18 protein-coding genes are annotated in these 13,753 nt (G+C 69.2%); 3 read left to right on the forward strand and 15 right to left on the reverse strand.

The annotated features are described in order from the left end of the window. The 14 genes from OG276_RS24395 to OG276_RS24460 form a co-directional block, all read right to left on the reverse strand. Positions 1-843 carry a bifunctional DNA primase/polymerase gene (locus tag OG276_RS24395; RefSeq protein WP_266908743.1) on the reverse strand — a complete coding sequence of 281 codons (843 nt, stop codon included), beginning with the start codon at positions 841-843 and terminating at the stop codon, positions 1-3. Next, positions 840-1,574, reverse strand: a complete 735-nt coding sequence (locus OG276_RS24400) for a DNA methylase (RefSeq protein ID WP_266908745.1) — start codon at positions 1,572-1,574, stop codon at positions 840-842. Before OG276_RS24400 ends, OG276_RS24395 begins: the two co-directional genes overlap by 4 nt. A 97-nt stretch (positions 1,575-1,671) precedes the next feature. Beyond that, complete coding sequence (locus tag OG276_RS24405; protein ID WP_266908747.1) at positions 1,672-1,827, reverse strand: hypothetical protein; 156 nt, start codon at positions 1,825-1,827, stop codon at positions 1,672-1,674. A gap of 12 nt (positions 1,828-1,839) precedes the next feature. Then, complete coding sequence (locus OG276_RS24410; RefSeq protein WP_266908749.1) at positions 1,840-2,175, reverse strand: hypothetical protein; 336 nt, start codon at positions 2,173-2,175, stop codon at positions 1,840-1,842. A 130-nt stretch (positions 2,176-2,305) separates the two neighbouring features. After that, on the reverse strand, positions 2,306-2,764 hold the full coding sequence (locus tag OG276_RS24415) for a hypothetical protein (RefSeq protein ID WP_266908751.1): 459 nt from the start codon (positions 2,762-2,764) through the stop codon (positions 2,306-2,308). Beyond that, complete coding sequence (locus OG276_RS24420) at positions 2,761-4,932, reverse strand: type IV secretory system conjugative DNA transfer family protein (RefSeq protein WP_266908752.1); 2,172 nt, start codon at positions 4,930-4,932, stop codon at positions 2,761-2,763. Before OG276_RS24420 ends, OG276_RS24415 begins: the two co-directional genes overlap by 4 nt. A 13-nt stretch (positions 4,933-4,945) precedes the next feature. After that, positions 4,946-5,338: a hypothetical protein gene (locus OG276_RS24425; RefSeq protein ID WP_266908754.1), complete on the reverse strand. Its 393-nt coding sequence runs from the start codon at positions 5,336-5,338 to the stop codon at positions 4,946-4,948. Between the two features lie 8 nt (positions 5,339-5,346). Then, the gene (locus OG276_RS24430) at positions 5,347-6,354 is read right to left on the reverse strand and encodes a hypothetical protein (protein ID WP_266908756.1); all 1,008 of its coding nucleotides are present in this window, start codon (positions 6,352-6,354) and stop codon (positions 5,347-5,349) included. A gap of 148 nt (positions 6,355-6,502) precedes the next feature. Further along, a complete protein-coding gene (locus OG276_RS24435) occupies positions 6,503-6,718 on the reverse strand; it encodes a hypothetical protein (protein WP_244291186.1) in 216 nt (71 codons plus the stop codon). Between the two features lies 1 nt (position 6,719). Then, positions 6,720-7,340, reverse strand: a complete 621-nt coding sequence (locus OG276_RS24440; RefSeq protein WP_266908759.1) for a hypothetical protein — start codon at positions 7,338-7,340, stop codon at positions 6,720-6,722. A 69-nt stretch (positions 7,341-7,409) separates the two neighbouring features. Beyond that, a complete protein-coding gene (locus OG276_RS24445) occupies positions 7,410-7,772 on the reverse strand; it encodes an RRQRL motif-containing zinc-binding protein (RefSeq protein ID WP_266908761.1) in 363 nt (120 codons plus the stop codon). Further along, a complete protein-coding gene (locus OG276_RS24450) occupies positions 7,769-8,779 on the reverse strand; it encodes a DUF2637 domain-containing protein (RefSeq protein ID WP_266908763.1) in 1,011 nt (336 codons plus the stop codon). Before OG276_RS24450 ends, OG276_RS24445 begins: the two co-directional genes overlap by 4 nt. After that, entirely contained in the window at positions 8,776-9,111 is a 336-nt protein-coding gene (locus OG276_RS24455) for a hypothetical protein (protein ID WP_266908765.1), read from the reverse strand. Before OG276_RS24455 ends, OG276_RS24450 begins: the two co-directional genes overlap by 4 nt. After that, complete coding sequence (locus OG276_RS24460) at positions 9,108-9,377, reverse strand: DUF6284 family protein (RefSeq protein WP_266908767.1); 270 nt, start codon at positions 9,375-9,377, stop codon at positions 9,108-9,110. Before OG276_RS24460 ends, OG276_RS24455 begins: the two co-directional genes overlap by 4 nt. 500 nt (positions 9,378-9,877) lie before the next feature. Between OG276_RS24460 and OG276_RS24465 the strand changes: the two genes are divergently transcribed. Next, positions 9,878-10,744 (forward strand): GntR family transcriptional regulator, encoded by an 867-nt coding sequence (locus OG276_RS24465; RefSeq protein ID WP_266908769.1) that lies wholly within the window; start codon positions 9,878-9,880, stop codon positions 10,742-10,744. Continuing rightward, complete coding sequence (locus OG276_RS24470) at positions 10,728-11,444, forward strand: HAD family hydrolase (protein ID WP_266908771.1); 717 nt, start codon at positions 10,728-10,730, stop codon at positions 11,442-11,444. Before OG276_RS24465 ends, OG276_RS24470 begins: the two co-directional genes overlap by 17 nt. Here the strand turns inward: OG276_RS24470 and OG276_RS24475 are convergent. Beyond that, entirely contained in the window at positions 11,441-11,776 is a 336-nt protein-coding gene (locus OG276_RS24475) for a hypothetical protein (protein ID WP_266908773.1), read from the reverse strand. The two genes, OG276_RS24470 and OG276_RS24475, sit on opposite strands and share 4 nt — an antisense overlap. A 298-nt stretch (positions 11,777-12,074) precedes the next feature. Here OG276_RS24475 and ettA point away from each other — a divergent pair, with 298 nt between their 5' ends. Then, entirely contained in the window at positions 12,075-13,739 is a 1,665-nt protein-coding gene (ettA, locus tag OG276_RS24480; RefSeq protein WP_266908775.1) for an energy-dependent translational throttle protein EttA, read from the forward strand. The last annotated feature ends 14 nt before the right edge of the window (positions 13,740-13,753 follow it).

Raw genomic sequence — 13,753 nt, forward strand, 5'->3', positions numbered from 1 at the left:
TCACATCCCCAATGCGGTGCGGGCGTTGGTCCAGGCGACCTCGCAGTGCCGGGCAGATTCGCCCTTGCCCTGCGCGGCCGTGAACAGGCGCGCGGTGTGGGTCTCGGTCAGGCAGCCGCACCGGCCATGGGCCGACAGCACGGCGAGGAACGTGCGGTACACGGTCGTGTGGATGGCCTCGCGGGCCCCGGTGATGCGCTGTACGGCCATGGCGATGCCCCGTTCCAGGTAGGCGGGCGAGCGGTGCGGGCAGTGCCCGCCTCCTGCCGGCACTGCCGCGATGACGGGGCGGGTCTGCCGGACGGCGGGTTCCTTTACCACGAGCGCGCGTACGACGTTCGGCAGGGTGGCCATCGTTCCGGCGCCGGGGCCTCGCCAGCGGACGTAGGACATCGTGGACTTCACGTCTACCTCGGGGCGGACCCCGTTCTTCGACTGCATGGCGCCCCGGTAGATCCAGTGCTCGCCCCGCGTCGTCGGCACGACCGTGGTGGCGGGAAGGGTCTGGCGTGCCCAGGCGACGGCTTCGGCGTCGTCCAGGTCCACCACGGTCAGACCGGCACCGCCCGGGTGGTAGGCGACCGCTCCGGCCTGACGCCATGCGCGGTTCCAGGCCGGGCCGGTCAGGATGTCGGGGTCGGTGGTGGCGGCGCCCCAGGCGTGGCAGGGGGCCGGGCACTGGCAGGGGCCGGCGGCCTTCATGTGGGGCCGGTCCCCGCACGCCGAGTGGATGCAAGCCGGACAGTTTCCGAACGGCTCCTTGCCCTGCCTCAGGGGCAGGACGGGCAGGCCGATCCCGGCGAGCCAAAGCGCGGTCCGCAGGTGCCCGGTAGCGGCGCTCACGCGGCCACCGCCCCGGACAAGGTGCGGGCGAGGAAGGCGCGGCCGATCCACTCGGAGTAGGCGGGCGGGATGGCCTCGGTGAGTTCTTCGTGGACGTCGGTCCAGTCGATGCCCATGGCCTGCTGCATCTCGGGGACGGTGGCCTTGCCGCCGCCCTTGCCGTAGGCGGCGACGTACGGCCCGTCGTGGTACTTGCCGTGACGCCACCCGCGTACCCGGCCTCGGTGCTTTAGGTGCGTGGGCTTGGGGGTGCTCCAGCCTCCGAGTTCGAAGTTGCGGTGACGCAGGACGCCGAGGCCGAACATCTCGCCGCACAGGGTGATGTCCTTGCGGACGTCGGCCTTGCCGTCGGGCTGCTCGATCACGTACGGCAGTTCGGACGCGTCCAGGAGCTTGCGGGTGGGGGCGACGAGGTCGACGTGCCGGCCGCCCCAGCCGCGGGACTTGTTGGTGCCCACGGTCAGCGCGCACCGCTTCTGGCAGGGCGGGGAGGCATGGACGGCGGTGTAGCGGCGGATCTCGCCCGAGGCGATGAGTTTGGCGAGGACGGTGAGGGCGTTGCCCTGGATGAAGGTGAAGGGGTAGTTCGGACGGGGGCGGATATCGACGCCTTCGACGGCGAATCCGGCCCGTTCGTAGCCCCGGCCCGCGCCGCCGGCGCAGGAGTACAGGTCCAGCAGTAAGGGCCGGGGGCCGGTGTGGTCTCGCCGGATGTCGGTGGGTTGGGTCATGCTGGGTTCCTCCACAGGTCTGTTGATGGGTTGTGGATGAGGGCGGCCCCGCTTCATTGGCGTGAGAGGGGGCCGCCTTCGTTGTGTCTGTCGGGGCTCAGGTGCGGATCTGCCTGCGGACCTCGGCGACGAGGCGGAGGATTTCGTGCGCCATGTCGGTGATGGCCTGGAGCTGCTCTTCGACCTCCTCCGGGCCGGTGAAGGAGAAGGAGGGTTCGCGGTCGGGTCTGGGGTTGGTGAAGGAGAACGACACGGAAGGTTCCTGTCAGAGGGCGGCGGAGATGACGGTGATGACCAGGGCGGCGGCGCCGCCGATGACCAGGGCGGCGGTGGCGGAGGCCCACAGGGGGCGGCCCATGTCCGCGGTGTTGCGGAGGTCGGCGAGGGTGTCGCTGAGGCGGGCGTGCAGGGTGGCGAGCGGGCCAAGGGAGACGTACCAGCGGCCGAGGCGGTCTATCTCGCCGGCGTGCTCCCCGTCGGGGAAGTGACCGCCGTGCAGGGCCTTGCGGTGGCCTTCGGCCTCGGCGGCGAGGTCTTCGAGGTGAAAGGCCGTCGGGGACGTGGTCAGGCAGACGGAGCAGCGGTACCGGTAGCGGCGCACGGGTCTTGGTCTCCTGATGGTCGGAGTTGAGGCAGGGCAGGACAATGCGGCGCCCCGCCCGGAAGGGGTTCCGAGCGGGGCGTGGGGCTGAGCTGAGACGGGTGTCGGCAGGCCTGCCGGATGCCGCCGGTCAGATGTTCATGTGGTGGGCGCGCCGGATGGCGGTCTCCCACACGCTGCGGACCTGCGCTCCGGTGTGGGAGTCGTTCCAGGCCGGGATCGCCTCCCACCCCTTGCCGTGCTGCTGGCGGGCTTCGTCCAGGAGGAGGTTGCCCGCGTCGCGGTAGGCGTCGTTGCGGGCGCCGGCCGCTGCGCGCAGGGCGCCGATGGAGCAGCGGGCGCCTTCGGGGTGGATGAGCCTGCCCTTGGCCCAGCCGTGGTCGTCGAGGAAGGCCAGAGCGTCGGTGAGGGTCTTCTCGACGGCACCGGGCCGATGTACCGGCGGGGCGGCCAGGACGAAGGAGACCGGGGCCGGAGCGGCGGGGGCCGCCTGGGCGACGGGTTCCGGCGCGGGGTCAAGCAGCGCGAAGGCCTTCGCGTACAGGTCGGGGTCGATGTGGGTGAAGTCGGTATCGGTGCAGGTGTTCATGCTGCTGACCTCCACAGTCCGTTCTCGTTGGTGACTTCGTCCCGCTTCTTCAGCTCGGTCAGGCGGGGCTTGATGTGGTTCACGGGCGTGCCCAGCTTTCGGGCGATGGTCTCCACGGTCATGGGCATGTTCCCGTTCCGAAGGAGTGCGAGGATGCGCGGCTTGATCGGCTCCAGTCCTTCCGAGCCCGCAGGGCTTGCAGGGCCGGTGGAGCCCTGTTGGGGGCGCTGCTGGGGCTGCGCGGTCGGTCCCTGCTGTGTCCTGTGCAGGAGGTCGGTGAGGCTGCCGACGAGGTTCTTGCCGCGCTGGTCGACGAGCGGGGTCTGCGCGATCACCTCGCGATGACGCCAGGCTTCGCAGTCCTCGACGGCGACGGGGGTCAGGCCGGCGGCGAGGGCCACGGGCGCGACGTCCAGGTGCAGGGAGCGGAACTGGACGGCCTGGCTTCCGGGGGTGAGGAGGTAGCCGAGCCCGAACGTGCCGTCCTCCGGCCGGGCGGACGCTGTGGTGTCCAGGCCGCTCATGTCCCGGTCGGCGACCTTCTGGGCCTGGCCGGGCCAGGAGTCGGGGATCATCGACAGGTCGATGCCCTCCGCGCCCTGGACCGCGTTCGCGCCGACCAAAGAACCCTGGCCCTTCGCGCAGCGCAGGAACACGGCGCCGCCGCCGATCAGGAGCTGGGAGCGGATGATCGAGGAGTTGCCGAGGTCTTCGGCGAGCGGGGTCTGGGTGGCCAGGACCACGCCGATGCCCCGCTTCAGGGCCCGGCGGGTGAGCTGCTCGACGATCGCTTTGGCCTCCGCGTGGTACGGGGAGGAGACCGACAGCAGCATGTGGGCTTCGTCGATGATGAACGTGATCAGCGGGTCGGTGAAGGGGAAGGACGGGGAGCGGTAGCGGGCCTCGCGGTCGAGCATCATCGCGTAGGCCAGGCGCAGAGCGCCCATCGCCTCGTCCAGCCCGTCGCCGCAGTACGCGGTCAGACTGGCTCCGGCGATGGTGCCGGCCTGCGGGGAGGCCAGGATCACCGCGATGCGGGACTTGAGGGCGGAGAGCAGGATCTGCTCCAGGACTCCGGACTTCCCGGAGCGGGACCCGCCGACGAGGTACAGGTGGCGGGCGCCGGAGCCGGGCTGCGCGAGGGGGACCAGGGCGGCGTTGGCGTCGATGTAGGTGCCCAGGCGGACGTATCCGCGCGAGTCCATGGCCAGCTCGTCCACCACGTCGGAGAGCATCGTGCCGTGCATCAGCGCGTGCTCCTTCATCACGCGCACCCCCATCTGCGAGGGCCTGTCGGCGGGAGCTAGAGCGACCTGGATCGTCTCCAGGTTCAGGTTCCCCGCGAGGTCCTGCAGGTTGACGGTCCCGATTGCCTTGCGGTCGCGGGTGGCGATCCCTTCCCAGTCCAGCGGGCCGTCGTAGCGGGTCAGGGTCAGGGTGGTGCCGGGCATCGCGCCGTCCGGGATCGCGACGTACGTGGCCCACACCTGCTCGGGCGTCGTCGGGGCGCCGGCCGCGATCTCCGGCTGCGCCGCCGCCTTCATGAGGTGCACAAGGACGGGCAGCGCGTTGGGCGCGTAGTGCTTGGGGTCACCCATCTCCACCTGCGAGATGGGAACCCCGTAGACGGAGGCGATGTCGGCCGCCTTCACCCGGACCTGCTGCCCCTGGGGCAGCGTGATGACCCCGGTGAAGGCAACGTGGTCGTCCCCGACGTCGAGACTGAGCTGTGCGAGCTCGGCGCCGGCCTGGATGAGTTTGCGGCCCTCGGTCTGGGTCGGACCGGAGATGAACTCCTTCCAGTAGGCAGTGATGATCTGCGCCTGCGAACTCTGCCCCGCCGAGGTCGTCGTGGCGGGGAGCGCGGAGAGCTGGCCGGCGGTGTTGCGGTGGTGGGCCAGGGCGGCTGCTCCGGCCGGGACGGCGAGCCCGAGGGCGAACAGCGGGTTCATGCCCGCGGCGAGGACTTGGTGGGCGGCGATGCCGCAGCCGGTGCCGGTGAACCCGCACGCGATCAGGGAACGCAGAGCGGGAGCGGAGGTGTTGATGGCCCAGGCTCCCGCTCCGGCCGCTGCGGCGGCGAGTGCGGACCAGGGGCCGGCGGCGGCTGCTGCCAGCGCGAGGGCGGCGGGCGCGTACTGGATGAACTGTGCTCGGGTCGGCCCCATGGTCCGGTTCTCCTTACTGCTGGGCGTAGAAGGTCGCTTCGGCCATCTCGACGGGGGAGGTGTCCACGGCGTCCGCGATGCCTCCGTGGTCGGACTCGACGGTGGTCTTCGCGTCGTCGGCGGCCGCGGCCGCGCTGTCGGCCGCGGAGTTGTACTCGCCGGCCGCTTCCTTGGCGCCGGTCATGGTCAGGGCGGCGTCCGCGAACTCGGCGGTGGTCGCGTCGTCGACGGCGAGTGCCTTCATCGTTTCGGAGGCGTCCTGCATCTGTTCCGCGGTCTCGTCGACGTCGGCGGCGAGCTTGGTGACGGTCTCGCCGTGGACGTGGACCTGGTGGGTGAGCCAGGCGAGCTTGGTACGCAGCAGCGCGTAGGTGGCGGCGTCCTTGAGGGATTCGGTGGCAGACATGCGGTCTCCTATCGGGCGTTGTAGAAGTCGCGCTCGGCGGGCTTGGTCAGCGGGGAGTCGGCGACCGCGCGGAAGATGCCGCCGTGGCGGACCTCGGCGTTCTGGGAGGCGGTCCGGCAGGCTTCCTCGCCGCCCTGGATCTGGTCGTGGAACTTCTTGGCGGCGGCGGCCTGGAGGTCGAGCTGCTCCTTGAGGTGCTCGCACTTGCCGATGAGGTTCGCGCCGACTCCCTTCTCGGTGATCTCGGCGATCAGCACGTCGCAGTCCGCGGCGAGCTCCGTGGACTCGTCCACGAGCTCCAGGGCGGACTCCGCGCTGGACTGGCACAGGGTGGCGGCGCCTTCGGCGAGGTCGATGACCTGGGTGAGGTTGATGACCTCGCCGCTGCTGTAGGTGCGGGACTTTCCCGCGGCGGTGGTGACGTGGACGCCCTTGGTGTCGACGGTCGCGGTGTGCGGGGTGGGCGGGTTGGGCTGCATCGCGGGGTCCTTCCGGATGTGGTCGGGGAGCGTGACGGTCGGAGGCGGCGGCACGGTGCCGGGCGGCGGGATCGTCGGACCCGGCGCGGACGTCGGAGGAGCGGACGGCGGCGGCGGTGCCGGGGGCGTGGTCGGCTTCGGCGGCGTAGTGGCTGTGCTGGGCTTCGGCGGCGGGGCCGTCGCCGTCGGGGGCGTGGTGGGCTTCGGCGGGATGGTGGCCCCCGACAGGGGCCCAAAGGATCCCGAAGGAGCCGCACCGGAAGACGAACCGGAAGGAGTGGGTTTCGGCTTCTTCAGGTAGGCGGAGCGCCACCCGTCGCGCAGACCCCCGGCCCAGTGGGCTCCCGCGAGGAGCCCGTAATGCGTTTTCGCCGCCGCGTTGTAGGAGGCGTTTCGGAAGGTGTCCGGCGCCTTGGTCGGCTCCCATTTGGATTTCGACTTCGGCGAGGGTTTCTTGATTCCCGCCTTCTCGTATTTGTCGTGCGTGTTGTCGACGCCCACGAGGTACGTGATGGCGAGGAGTATGAGGAGTTCCACGAGCCTCCCTCGGTGACACTGCGTAGCTGTGAGCGGTTACCGGTTACCGGTTACAGCCCCTGTGGACGCCGGTTCGGGGCCCCTGGGTCGGGGTCGAGGTGGTGTCTGGGGCCTGTAACCGGTAACCGGTAACCGTGCGGCTGGTTGCCTAGCGTGACGTTCCGACGTTGCTGACGGTGGTGTTCGCGGTGTTGAAGACCGATTCGAGGGTGCCTCGGATCTCGTCGCTGAACGGCGTGTACGGCAGGAAGATCCCGGAGACGATCAGCATCACGCAGATCGCCATCTGCTTTCCCTTGGTCTTCTTGAAGGTGAAGAAGAGGGCCCAGCAGAACAGTGCGAGAGCGAAGAACTGGAGCGTCATTTCATGCACCCTTCTCGAAGGTGAATCCCTTGTTGTTCGCGGAGACGGCAGCGCTGGAACCGGAGGAAGCGGCGGACACGGAGAGCTTCTTGTAGGCGAAGAGGCCACCGCCGCCGACGAGGGCAACCCACAGCCAGGGGCTGGAGGTGATGTCGCCGCCGGACTCGGTGGTGGCCTCCTGCTTCTTGGGGGCCGCACCGCTGAGGGTCGGGGCGGCGCACGAGGCGATCCTTGAGACGTCGTAGGAGGAGGCCTTGGCTACCGCTGCCGCCCGGATCTTCATGCACTCCAGGTAGACGGTCATCTCCCGCTCGTAGAGCGTCTTCGCCGCCGCTTCCTCGGCCTGGGCCCGCTGCTTGTCGGCCTCGACCTCGACCAGGGCGTTCGTGGCCTTCTCCCGGGCACGGGCACTGTCCTGGGCGGCCTGGTCGCTCTGCATGCTGGTGACGGCCACGACCGTGCCGCACACGGCGAGGACGGCGATCGTGCCGCACACGGCGAGCGCGGCGGTGTTGCGGCGGACCCCGCCGAGCTTGACGGAGAACTTGGACGACGTGCTGGGCTTCTCAGCGGTCTCGGGGTTCATGCGGGTGAACTCCTCGTCCCAGTCGATTGCTGACACGGTGGTTCCTCCTTCCAGTGCTGTGTGGGTGTGGTCGGTGAAGCCCGCCCCCGGTAAGCCGGGGGCGGTTCAGGCGGCGTGCTGTTCATCGGGGTAGGCGCAGGGGACGCACATGCCGAGCGATGCCGGGATGACGTATCCGGCGTCACGCGAGCAGGCGGGGCAGGTCCGGCGGGCCGTGTTCGCCTTCGCCAGAGCGGCGGCCTTGGCCGGTGTCATCGGGCGGACCGGGCGGGCCAGCTCTATCCGGTAGAGGAAGGCGACTAGCGGGCCGCGCCGGTAGCGGGGGCGCTCCACCTGAGCGACGACGTCCTGCCCGCCGGGCCGGAGGCCGGCGGCGCGGAGCTGGCGGCGGGTGGCCAGGCCGTCCGGGGCCAGGCGCCAGGAGTAGATGGGCAGGGTCGCTGCCGCACTGAGCGGGGTCGGCCTCACGACGTGGCCACTTCAAGAGCCTGGACGGTGGGGCTGTTCGCGTCGCGCAGTTCCTGGTAGCGGCCGGAGGCCCAGCCGACGGACCAGCCAGTCAGCTCCGCGGCCACCCGCACGGGGAATCCCGCGTCGAACGCGGCCCGAACGGTGGCGAGGGCCTGGCCTTCCTTCAGCTTCTCGGCCGGGGGTCCGGCGGCGAGGAGAGCGGCACGTTCACGCTGGACCCGCTCCTGTTCACGGAGCTGTTCACGGCGTTCACGCTCAGCCCGGTCTCGGGCCTCCGCCTCGCGCTTCTGCGCAGCCCTGCGTTCAAGCTGTTCACGCTCGATCCGCTGCTGTTCACGCTCGTGTTCACGACGTTCACGGGCCTCGCGCTCCACCCGCTCGGCAGCTTCGGCCTGCGCCAGGTTCTCGCGGCGGATCTGGTCCTGCCGGTCGGCTTCCTCGCGGACCAACCGGGCTTCGTGTTCACGCTGTTCACGGGCGATCGCGGCTTCGTGCTCGCGCTGTTCACGCTCGGCCCGCAGCCGGTTCTCCTCCCGCTCCGCCGCGGCCCGGTCCCGGGCATCCTGCTCCGCCCGCTTGCGGGCTTCCACGGCGAGGACGGCGGCGGTCAGGGCCCGCCGGTAGGCGAGCCCTGCCTCCGCGGTGACGATAAGGAGGAGGGGTGCGACGGAGTGGACGGCGACCCCGACCATGTCCCCGGCCAGCGCGGATACGCCGATGTTCAGGGCGAGGGTCATGGTGCCGGTCATCCACCGCAGCGCGACGGGCCAGGCGCCGCCGTGCCCGCCGAGACGGGCCAGGACGGAGTCGAGGCGGACCACGATGACCACGGCCGCATCCACGACGAGCGGCAGGATCGGTGCCGTCCACCGCCACTCGGGCTGGGTGTGTGCGGCCATGAGCGGGGTGACAGTGAGGACGGAGTAGAGCATCGCTCCACCGACGATCAGCCACGTCCCGAACGAGAGCGCGCGCTCGGATGAACGGATCTGAACGCTGTTCACGATGCGGCCCCCACCCATGAACGCGCATCGTCGACCGTGGGGATCCTGGTGTAGCCGACCAGCTTCAGGCGTGCGCCGGCGTGGTCGACCTCCGTCTCCAGCCGGTGCGTACGGCCACCGTTCTGAACATCGTGGCTCACGCTCTCGGGGGCGATATCGAGAGCTTCGCGCCATGACTCGAAGGCGGCGAGGTCGTCGTGGAAGGCGAGCTCCAGTCGATCCGGCCAGATCGTGGTCACCCGTACGCAGGGGGCCGGCAGGTGAGGGAACTCGGCGGCGAAGATGCGCAGGACCCTCAGGGGTGCGTCCAGCGAGGCGAGGGTGGCGTTCATGCGGCACCGCCCGGCATGCTCGCGGCGGCGGCCTGGTTGGTCAGCGTCCGCCGCACGGTCAGCGCCTTGCGGCGGGCCCGGCGGATCCGCCGCTCGTCCAGCTCGGAAGGTGTACGGTCCAGCACGGCGATCTCCGCGTCGAGCAGGTCGACCTCCGCCAGGATCAGCGGCAACTCGAACTCGATCGAATCCAGCTCCGCGTCCGACGGCTCCAAGCCATCCGACCACGGGGTAACAACGTTGTGAAGTGCAGCGATGGACTTCATGGGTCTTGCTCCTTCTACCGAGGAACGGGACTCAGCAGCCCCCGGCGTTCGAGCGCCAGGGGCTGCACTTCGTTGGGGGTGGAGCGGTCGTGCTCGGCTCCCTGCGACCCCGCCCGTCCGACGCCGAAGCGCCGCATGGGCGGAGGAGGCAACCGGCCGTAGCGAACTACGGCGGTGCTGAGCTGTGGTGTCTCTTTCGGGGACGCGGCTGCCGGTTCAAGGAACAGCTCGCTAGGGCCCCGCTCTAGGCAGAGACCAGACCTTTCGGTCTGCCGTACGGACTGACCAGGGCCGCAAGCGGCTGTCCGCCATCCTCAGCCCGCTCTATCCCGGGCCCCTGTCCCCTGAGCTGCACCGATGCGAGGCACAGCTCTCCCGTTCAGCCTGACTTACTTGGCTAGCCCGGTGGGCATGAGGAAAACATAGCCAGCTTGGCTAGTCACGTCAACATGTGGCTATCCAGGCTGCTCAAATAGTCAGGTTGGCCGTAGCATCAGCTCATGACGTTTGCGCTTGAAGCCCTGGACCCGGACGACGACCGGCCCCCGTACGAGCAGGTGGCGCGCAGCCTCGGGGCTGCGATCAGGACGAGGAAGCTCGCACCAGGCGAGAAGCTCCCGTCTCACAAGATGCTGACCGATCACTACGGCTTCGCTCGGGCGACCATCCAGCGGGCGCTGCGCGACCTCGAAGACGAGGGCCTCGTTGTCTCGCGCAAGGGGAGCGGGGTCTTCGTCCGGAACCGGACCGAGCGGCCGGCGGGTCTGCGGCCCTACGTCGAGCAGGCCTTCGCCAGTCGGAACGTGACGATCGACTTCGCGGGCTTCTCTAGCGAGACGCTGCACGGCGCGCTGCAAGAGCCGCTGGATAAAATCCGCATCGGGCGCCTCACACCTGCGAGCATCCGGATGCGCATCCTCGTGCCCGACATGGCAGTGCCGCAGGCTGCTCCTGTGCGGCGAGAGGACTGCGGGGACGACCCCCGGATCCGTGCTCGCATGCACGACATCATGGTCGGCTACACGCGGAGCATCTCGGATGCCATAAGCGAACTCAGCCACCTTGGCCTCGTCCAGGAGAGCAGCGTCAGCGTCCGCGTCCACAGCGGGACGCAGTTCTTCAAGCTCTATGTGATCAACAACCAGGACGCCTTCTTCGGCTACTACCCGATCCGGCCCAACAAAGTGGTCGCTCAGGGTGAGCCCATCGAGATCTTCGACCTCGTGGGCAAGGACACGATCCTCTTCCACCACTCGCTCAATGACGGAGACTCCTCCGGCGGCGCGCAGCAGGTCGAACAGGCCCGTATGTGGTTCGACAGCATTTGGGACACGATCGCGAGGGACGCCGATGCAGGAACTCTCTGAGGCCCTGGCCGAGGTGCTCGCTGCCTCCCGTGCTGTCCTCTTCGACTTCGACGGACCGATCTGTGACGTGTTCCGTGGGCTGCCGGCTCCTGGTGTCGCAAAGGAGCTAGCGGACCTCGTAGCCCTTCACGACCCGCAGCTCGGGGAGCGGGCTCGCGGGACGGACGACCCCATGGAAGTGCACCGGATCTCCGTGGAGGGTGGGCCGTCGCTGCTCGGCGTCGTGGAGGACGCTCTCACCGCCGCAGAACTCCGGGCGGTCAAGGTGGCCGGCGCACCCGTGGCGGGGGCCGTCCAGGCGCTTCGGGCGGCTCGTGGCGCGAAATGGCGCGTCGCAGTGGTGAGCAACAACTCTGCCGAGTGCGTGAGGGCGTTTCTGGCGTCCAACGGCATCGCGGATGCAGTGGACGAGGTGATCGGGCGCCCCAGGCTCCGACCGGACCTCATGAAGCCGGCGCCTTACCCGCTCCTGACCGCGGCGAAGACCCTGGGTGTCGATCCCGCAGAAACGGTCCTCATCGGGGACGCGGTGACCGACGTCGCGGCCGCCAAGGCGGCCGCCGCACGGAGCATTGGCTTCGCCAACAAGCCGCCGAAGCGGTCGACCCTGGCTAACGCCGGGGCCGACGTCGTCGTTCTCGACATGTGGGTCGTGGCGGATGCCTTGGCCTTGAGGGGGCCCGAGGATCGCCAGGACTAGCTGGCGTCGTTCTCCGCGTGCACCCACGCCAGCTGCGCATCGCTAAGCGGGGGGGCGAACCCTTCGGGGAACATCAGCATGAGCGGCTGCGGCCACATGTTCTCCGGCCCGTGCTCCGCACAGTGCAGGGCGACCAGATGAGGTCCTTCCCCGCAGGACTCGTGCCAATAGGGCCGGTCATGCGCCTGGCAGAAGTACCCGAACCTCACACAGTCGTCCTCGTCGGTCGGCTCGTAGAAGCCGGGATCGCAGACGATGCTGGTCACCCGCTCCTGCCGGTTGAACCGGGGGATGGGCCGGGGGTCACACCACAGCAGTCGGGGAGGGAGCACGCGCCCCATCCTGCCCCGAGGTCGCCCCCTCGGGGCATCGGATTGTTGGCCACTCCCGAATCTTGGGGGCGCTCACCTGCAAGAACGGATCCCACGACGACTGCCGCCGGGCCGTCCCTGGGCCGTCGGAGGGGGCCCAGGGACGGCCAAGGACGACCAATGACGGCCACGACCGTCAGGTGCCCCTCCGGTCGGTGCCCAGGTCAGGGCGCCGGGACCATACGGGTTTCCCCCGAGGGATGGACGTCAGGCAAGATGGGGTGTATCTGCCCACCATCGATCTGCCGGACGGTTTCTCTTGGCTGAGTTCATCTACACCATGCGCAAGACGCGCAAGGCGCACGGCGACAAGGTGATTCTTGATGACGTCACCCTGAACTTCCTGCCCGGCGCGAAGATCGGTGTGGTCGGCCCGAACGGCGCCGGTAAGTCCACCGTCCTCAAGATCATGGCGGGGCTGGAGCAGCCGTCCAACGGCGAGGCCTACCTGTCTCCCGGCTTCACCGTCGGCATCCTCATGCAGGAGCCGAAGCTCGACGAGTCCAAGACGGTCCTGGAGAACGTCCAGGACGGCGCGGCCGACATCATGGCCAAGCTGAAGCGCTTCAACGAGGTCGCCGAGGAAATGGCGACCGACTACACCGACGCGCTGCTGGACGAGATGGGCAAGCTCCAGGAAGTCCTGGACCACGCCAACGCCTGGGACCTCGACGCCCAGCTGGAGCAGGCCATGGACGCCCTGGGCTGCCCGCCCGGCGACTGGCCCGTCACCAACCTCTCCGGTGGCGAGAAGCGCCGCGTCGCGCTCTGCAAGCTGCTGATCGAGGCCCCGGACCTGCTCCTCCTCGACGAGCCCACCAACCACCTCGACGCCGAGTCGGTGAACTGGCTGGAGCAGCACCTTTCGCAGTACAAGGGTGCCGTCGTCGCCGTCACCCACGACCGGTACTTCCTGAACAACGTCGCCGAGTGGATCCTCGAACTCGACCGCGGCCGCGCCCACCCGTACGAGGGCAACTACTCCACCTACCTGGAGAAGAAGGCCACCCGTCTCAAGGTCGAGGGCCGCAAGGACGAGAAGCGCCAGAAGCGCCTCAAGGAAGAGCTCGAGTGGGTGCGGTCCAACGCCAAGGGGCGTCAGACCAAGTCCAAGGCCCGCCTCGCCCGCTACGAGGAGATGGCCGCCGAGGCGGACAAGATGCGGAAGCTGGACTTCGAGGAGATCCAGATCCCGCCGGGCCCGCGTCTGGGCTCGATCGTGGTCGAGGTCAACAACCTCAACAAGGCGTTCGGTGACAAGGTCCTGGTCGACGACCTGTCCTTCACGCTGCCGCGCAACGGCATCGTCGGCATCATCGGCCCGAACGGCGCCGGCAAGACCACGCTCTTCAAGATGCTCCTGGGTCTGGAGGAGCCGGACTCCGGTTCCGTCAAGATCGGCGAGACCGTCAAGATCTCGTACGTCGACCAGAGCCGCGCCAACATCGACCCCAAGAAGTCCCTCTGGGCCGTCGTGTCGGACGAGCTGGACTACATCAACGTCGGCCAGGTCGAGATGCCGTCGCGCGCGTACGTCAGCGCCTTCGGCTTCAAGGGTCCGGACCAGCAGAAGGCCGCCGGCATCCTCTCCGGTGGTGAGCGCAACCGCCTGAACCTGGCGCTGACGCTCAAGGAGGGCGGCAACCTGCTGCTCCTCGACGAGCCCACCAACGACCTCGACGTCGAGACCCTGTCCTCGCTCGAGAACGCGCTCCTGGAGTTCCCGGGTGCGGCCGTGGTCATCTCGCACGACCGCTGGTTCCTGGACCGAGTCGCCACGCACATCCTGGCGTACGAGGGCGAGTCCAAGTGGTACTGGTTCGAGGGCAACTTCGAGTCGTACGAGAAGAACAAGGTCGAGCGGCTCGGCGCGGACGCGACCCGTCCGCACCGTGCCACCTACAAGAAGCTCACCCGAGGCTGAGGGCCGAGGAAACG

Source organism: Streptomyces sp. NBC_00086 (assembly GCF_026343255.1).
GTDB lineage: Bacteria > Actinomycetota > Actinomycetes > Streptomycetales > Streptomycetaceae > Streptomyces.

Bases quoted from the DNA above. Each gene is read 5' to 3' on its own strand.
- OG276_RS24460 (WP_266908767.1), bottom strand. From the start codon at position 9,377: ATGAAGTCCATCGCTGCACTTCACAACGTTGTTACCCCGTGGTCGGAT.
- OG276_RS24465 (WP_266908769.1), top strand. From the start codon at position 9,878: ATGACGTTTGCGCTTGAAGCCCTGGACCCGGACGACGACCGGCCCCCG.
- OG276_RS24400 (WP_266908745.1), bottom strand. From the start codon at position 1,574: ATGACCCAACCCACCGACATCCGGCGAGACCACACCGGCCCCCGGCCC.
- OG276_RS24470 (WP_266908771.1), top strand. From the start codon at position 10,728: ATGCAGGAACTCTCTGAGGCCCTGGCCGAGGTGCTCGCTGCCTCCCGT.
- OG276_RS24415 (WP_266908751.1), bottom strand. From the start codon at position 2,764: ATGAACACCTGCACCGATACCGACTTCACCCACATCGACCCCGACCTG.
- OG276_RS24455 (WP_266908765.1), bottom strand. From the start codon at position 9,111: ATGAACGCCACCCTCGCCTCGCTGGACGCACCCCTGAGGGTCCTGCGC.
- OG276_RS24420 (WP_266908752.1), bottom strand. From the start codon at position 4,932: ATGGGGCCGACCCGAGCACAGTTCATCCAGTACGCGCCCGCCGCCCTC.
- OG276_RS24425 (WP_266908754.1), bottom strand. From the start codon at position 5,338: ATGTCTGCCACCGAATCCCTCAAGGACGCCGCCACCTACGCGCTGCTG.
- OG276_RS24435 (WP_244291186.1), bottom strand. From the start codon at position 6,718: ATGACGCTCCAGTTCTTCGCTCTCGCACTGTTCTGCTGGGCCCTCTTC.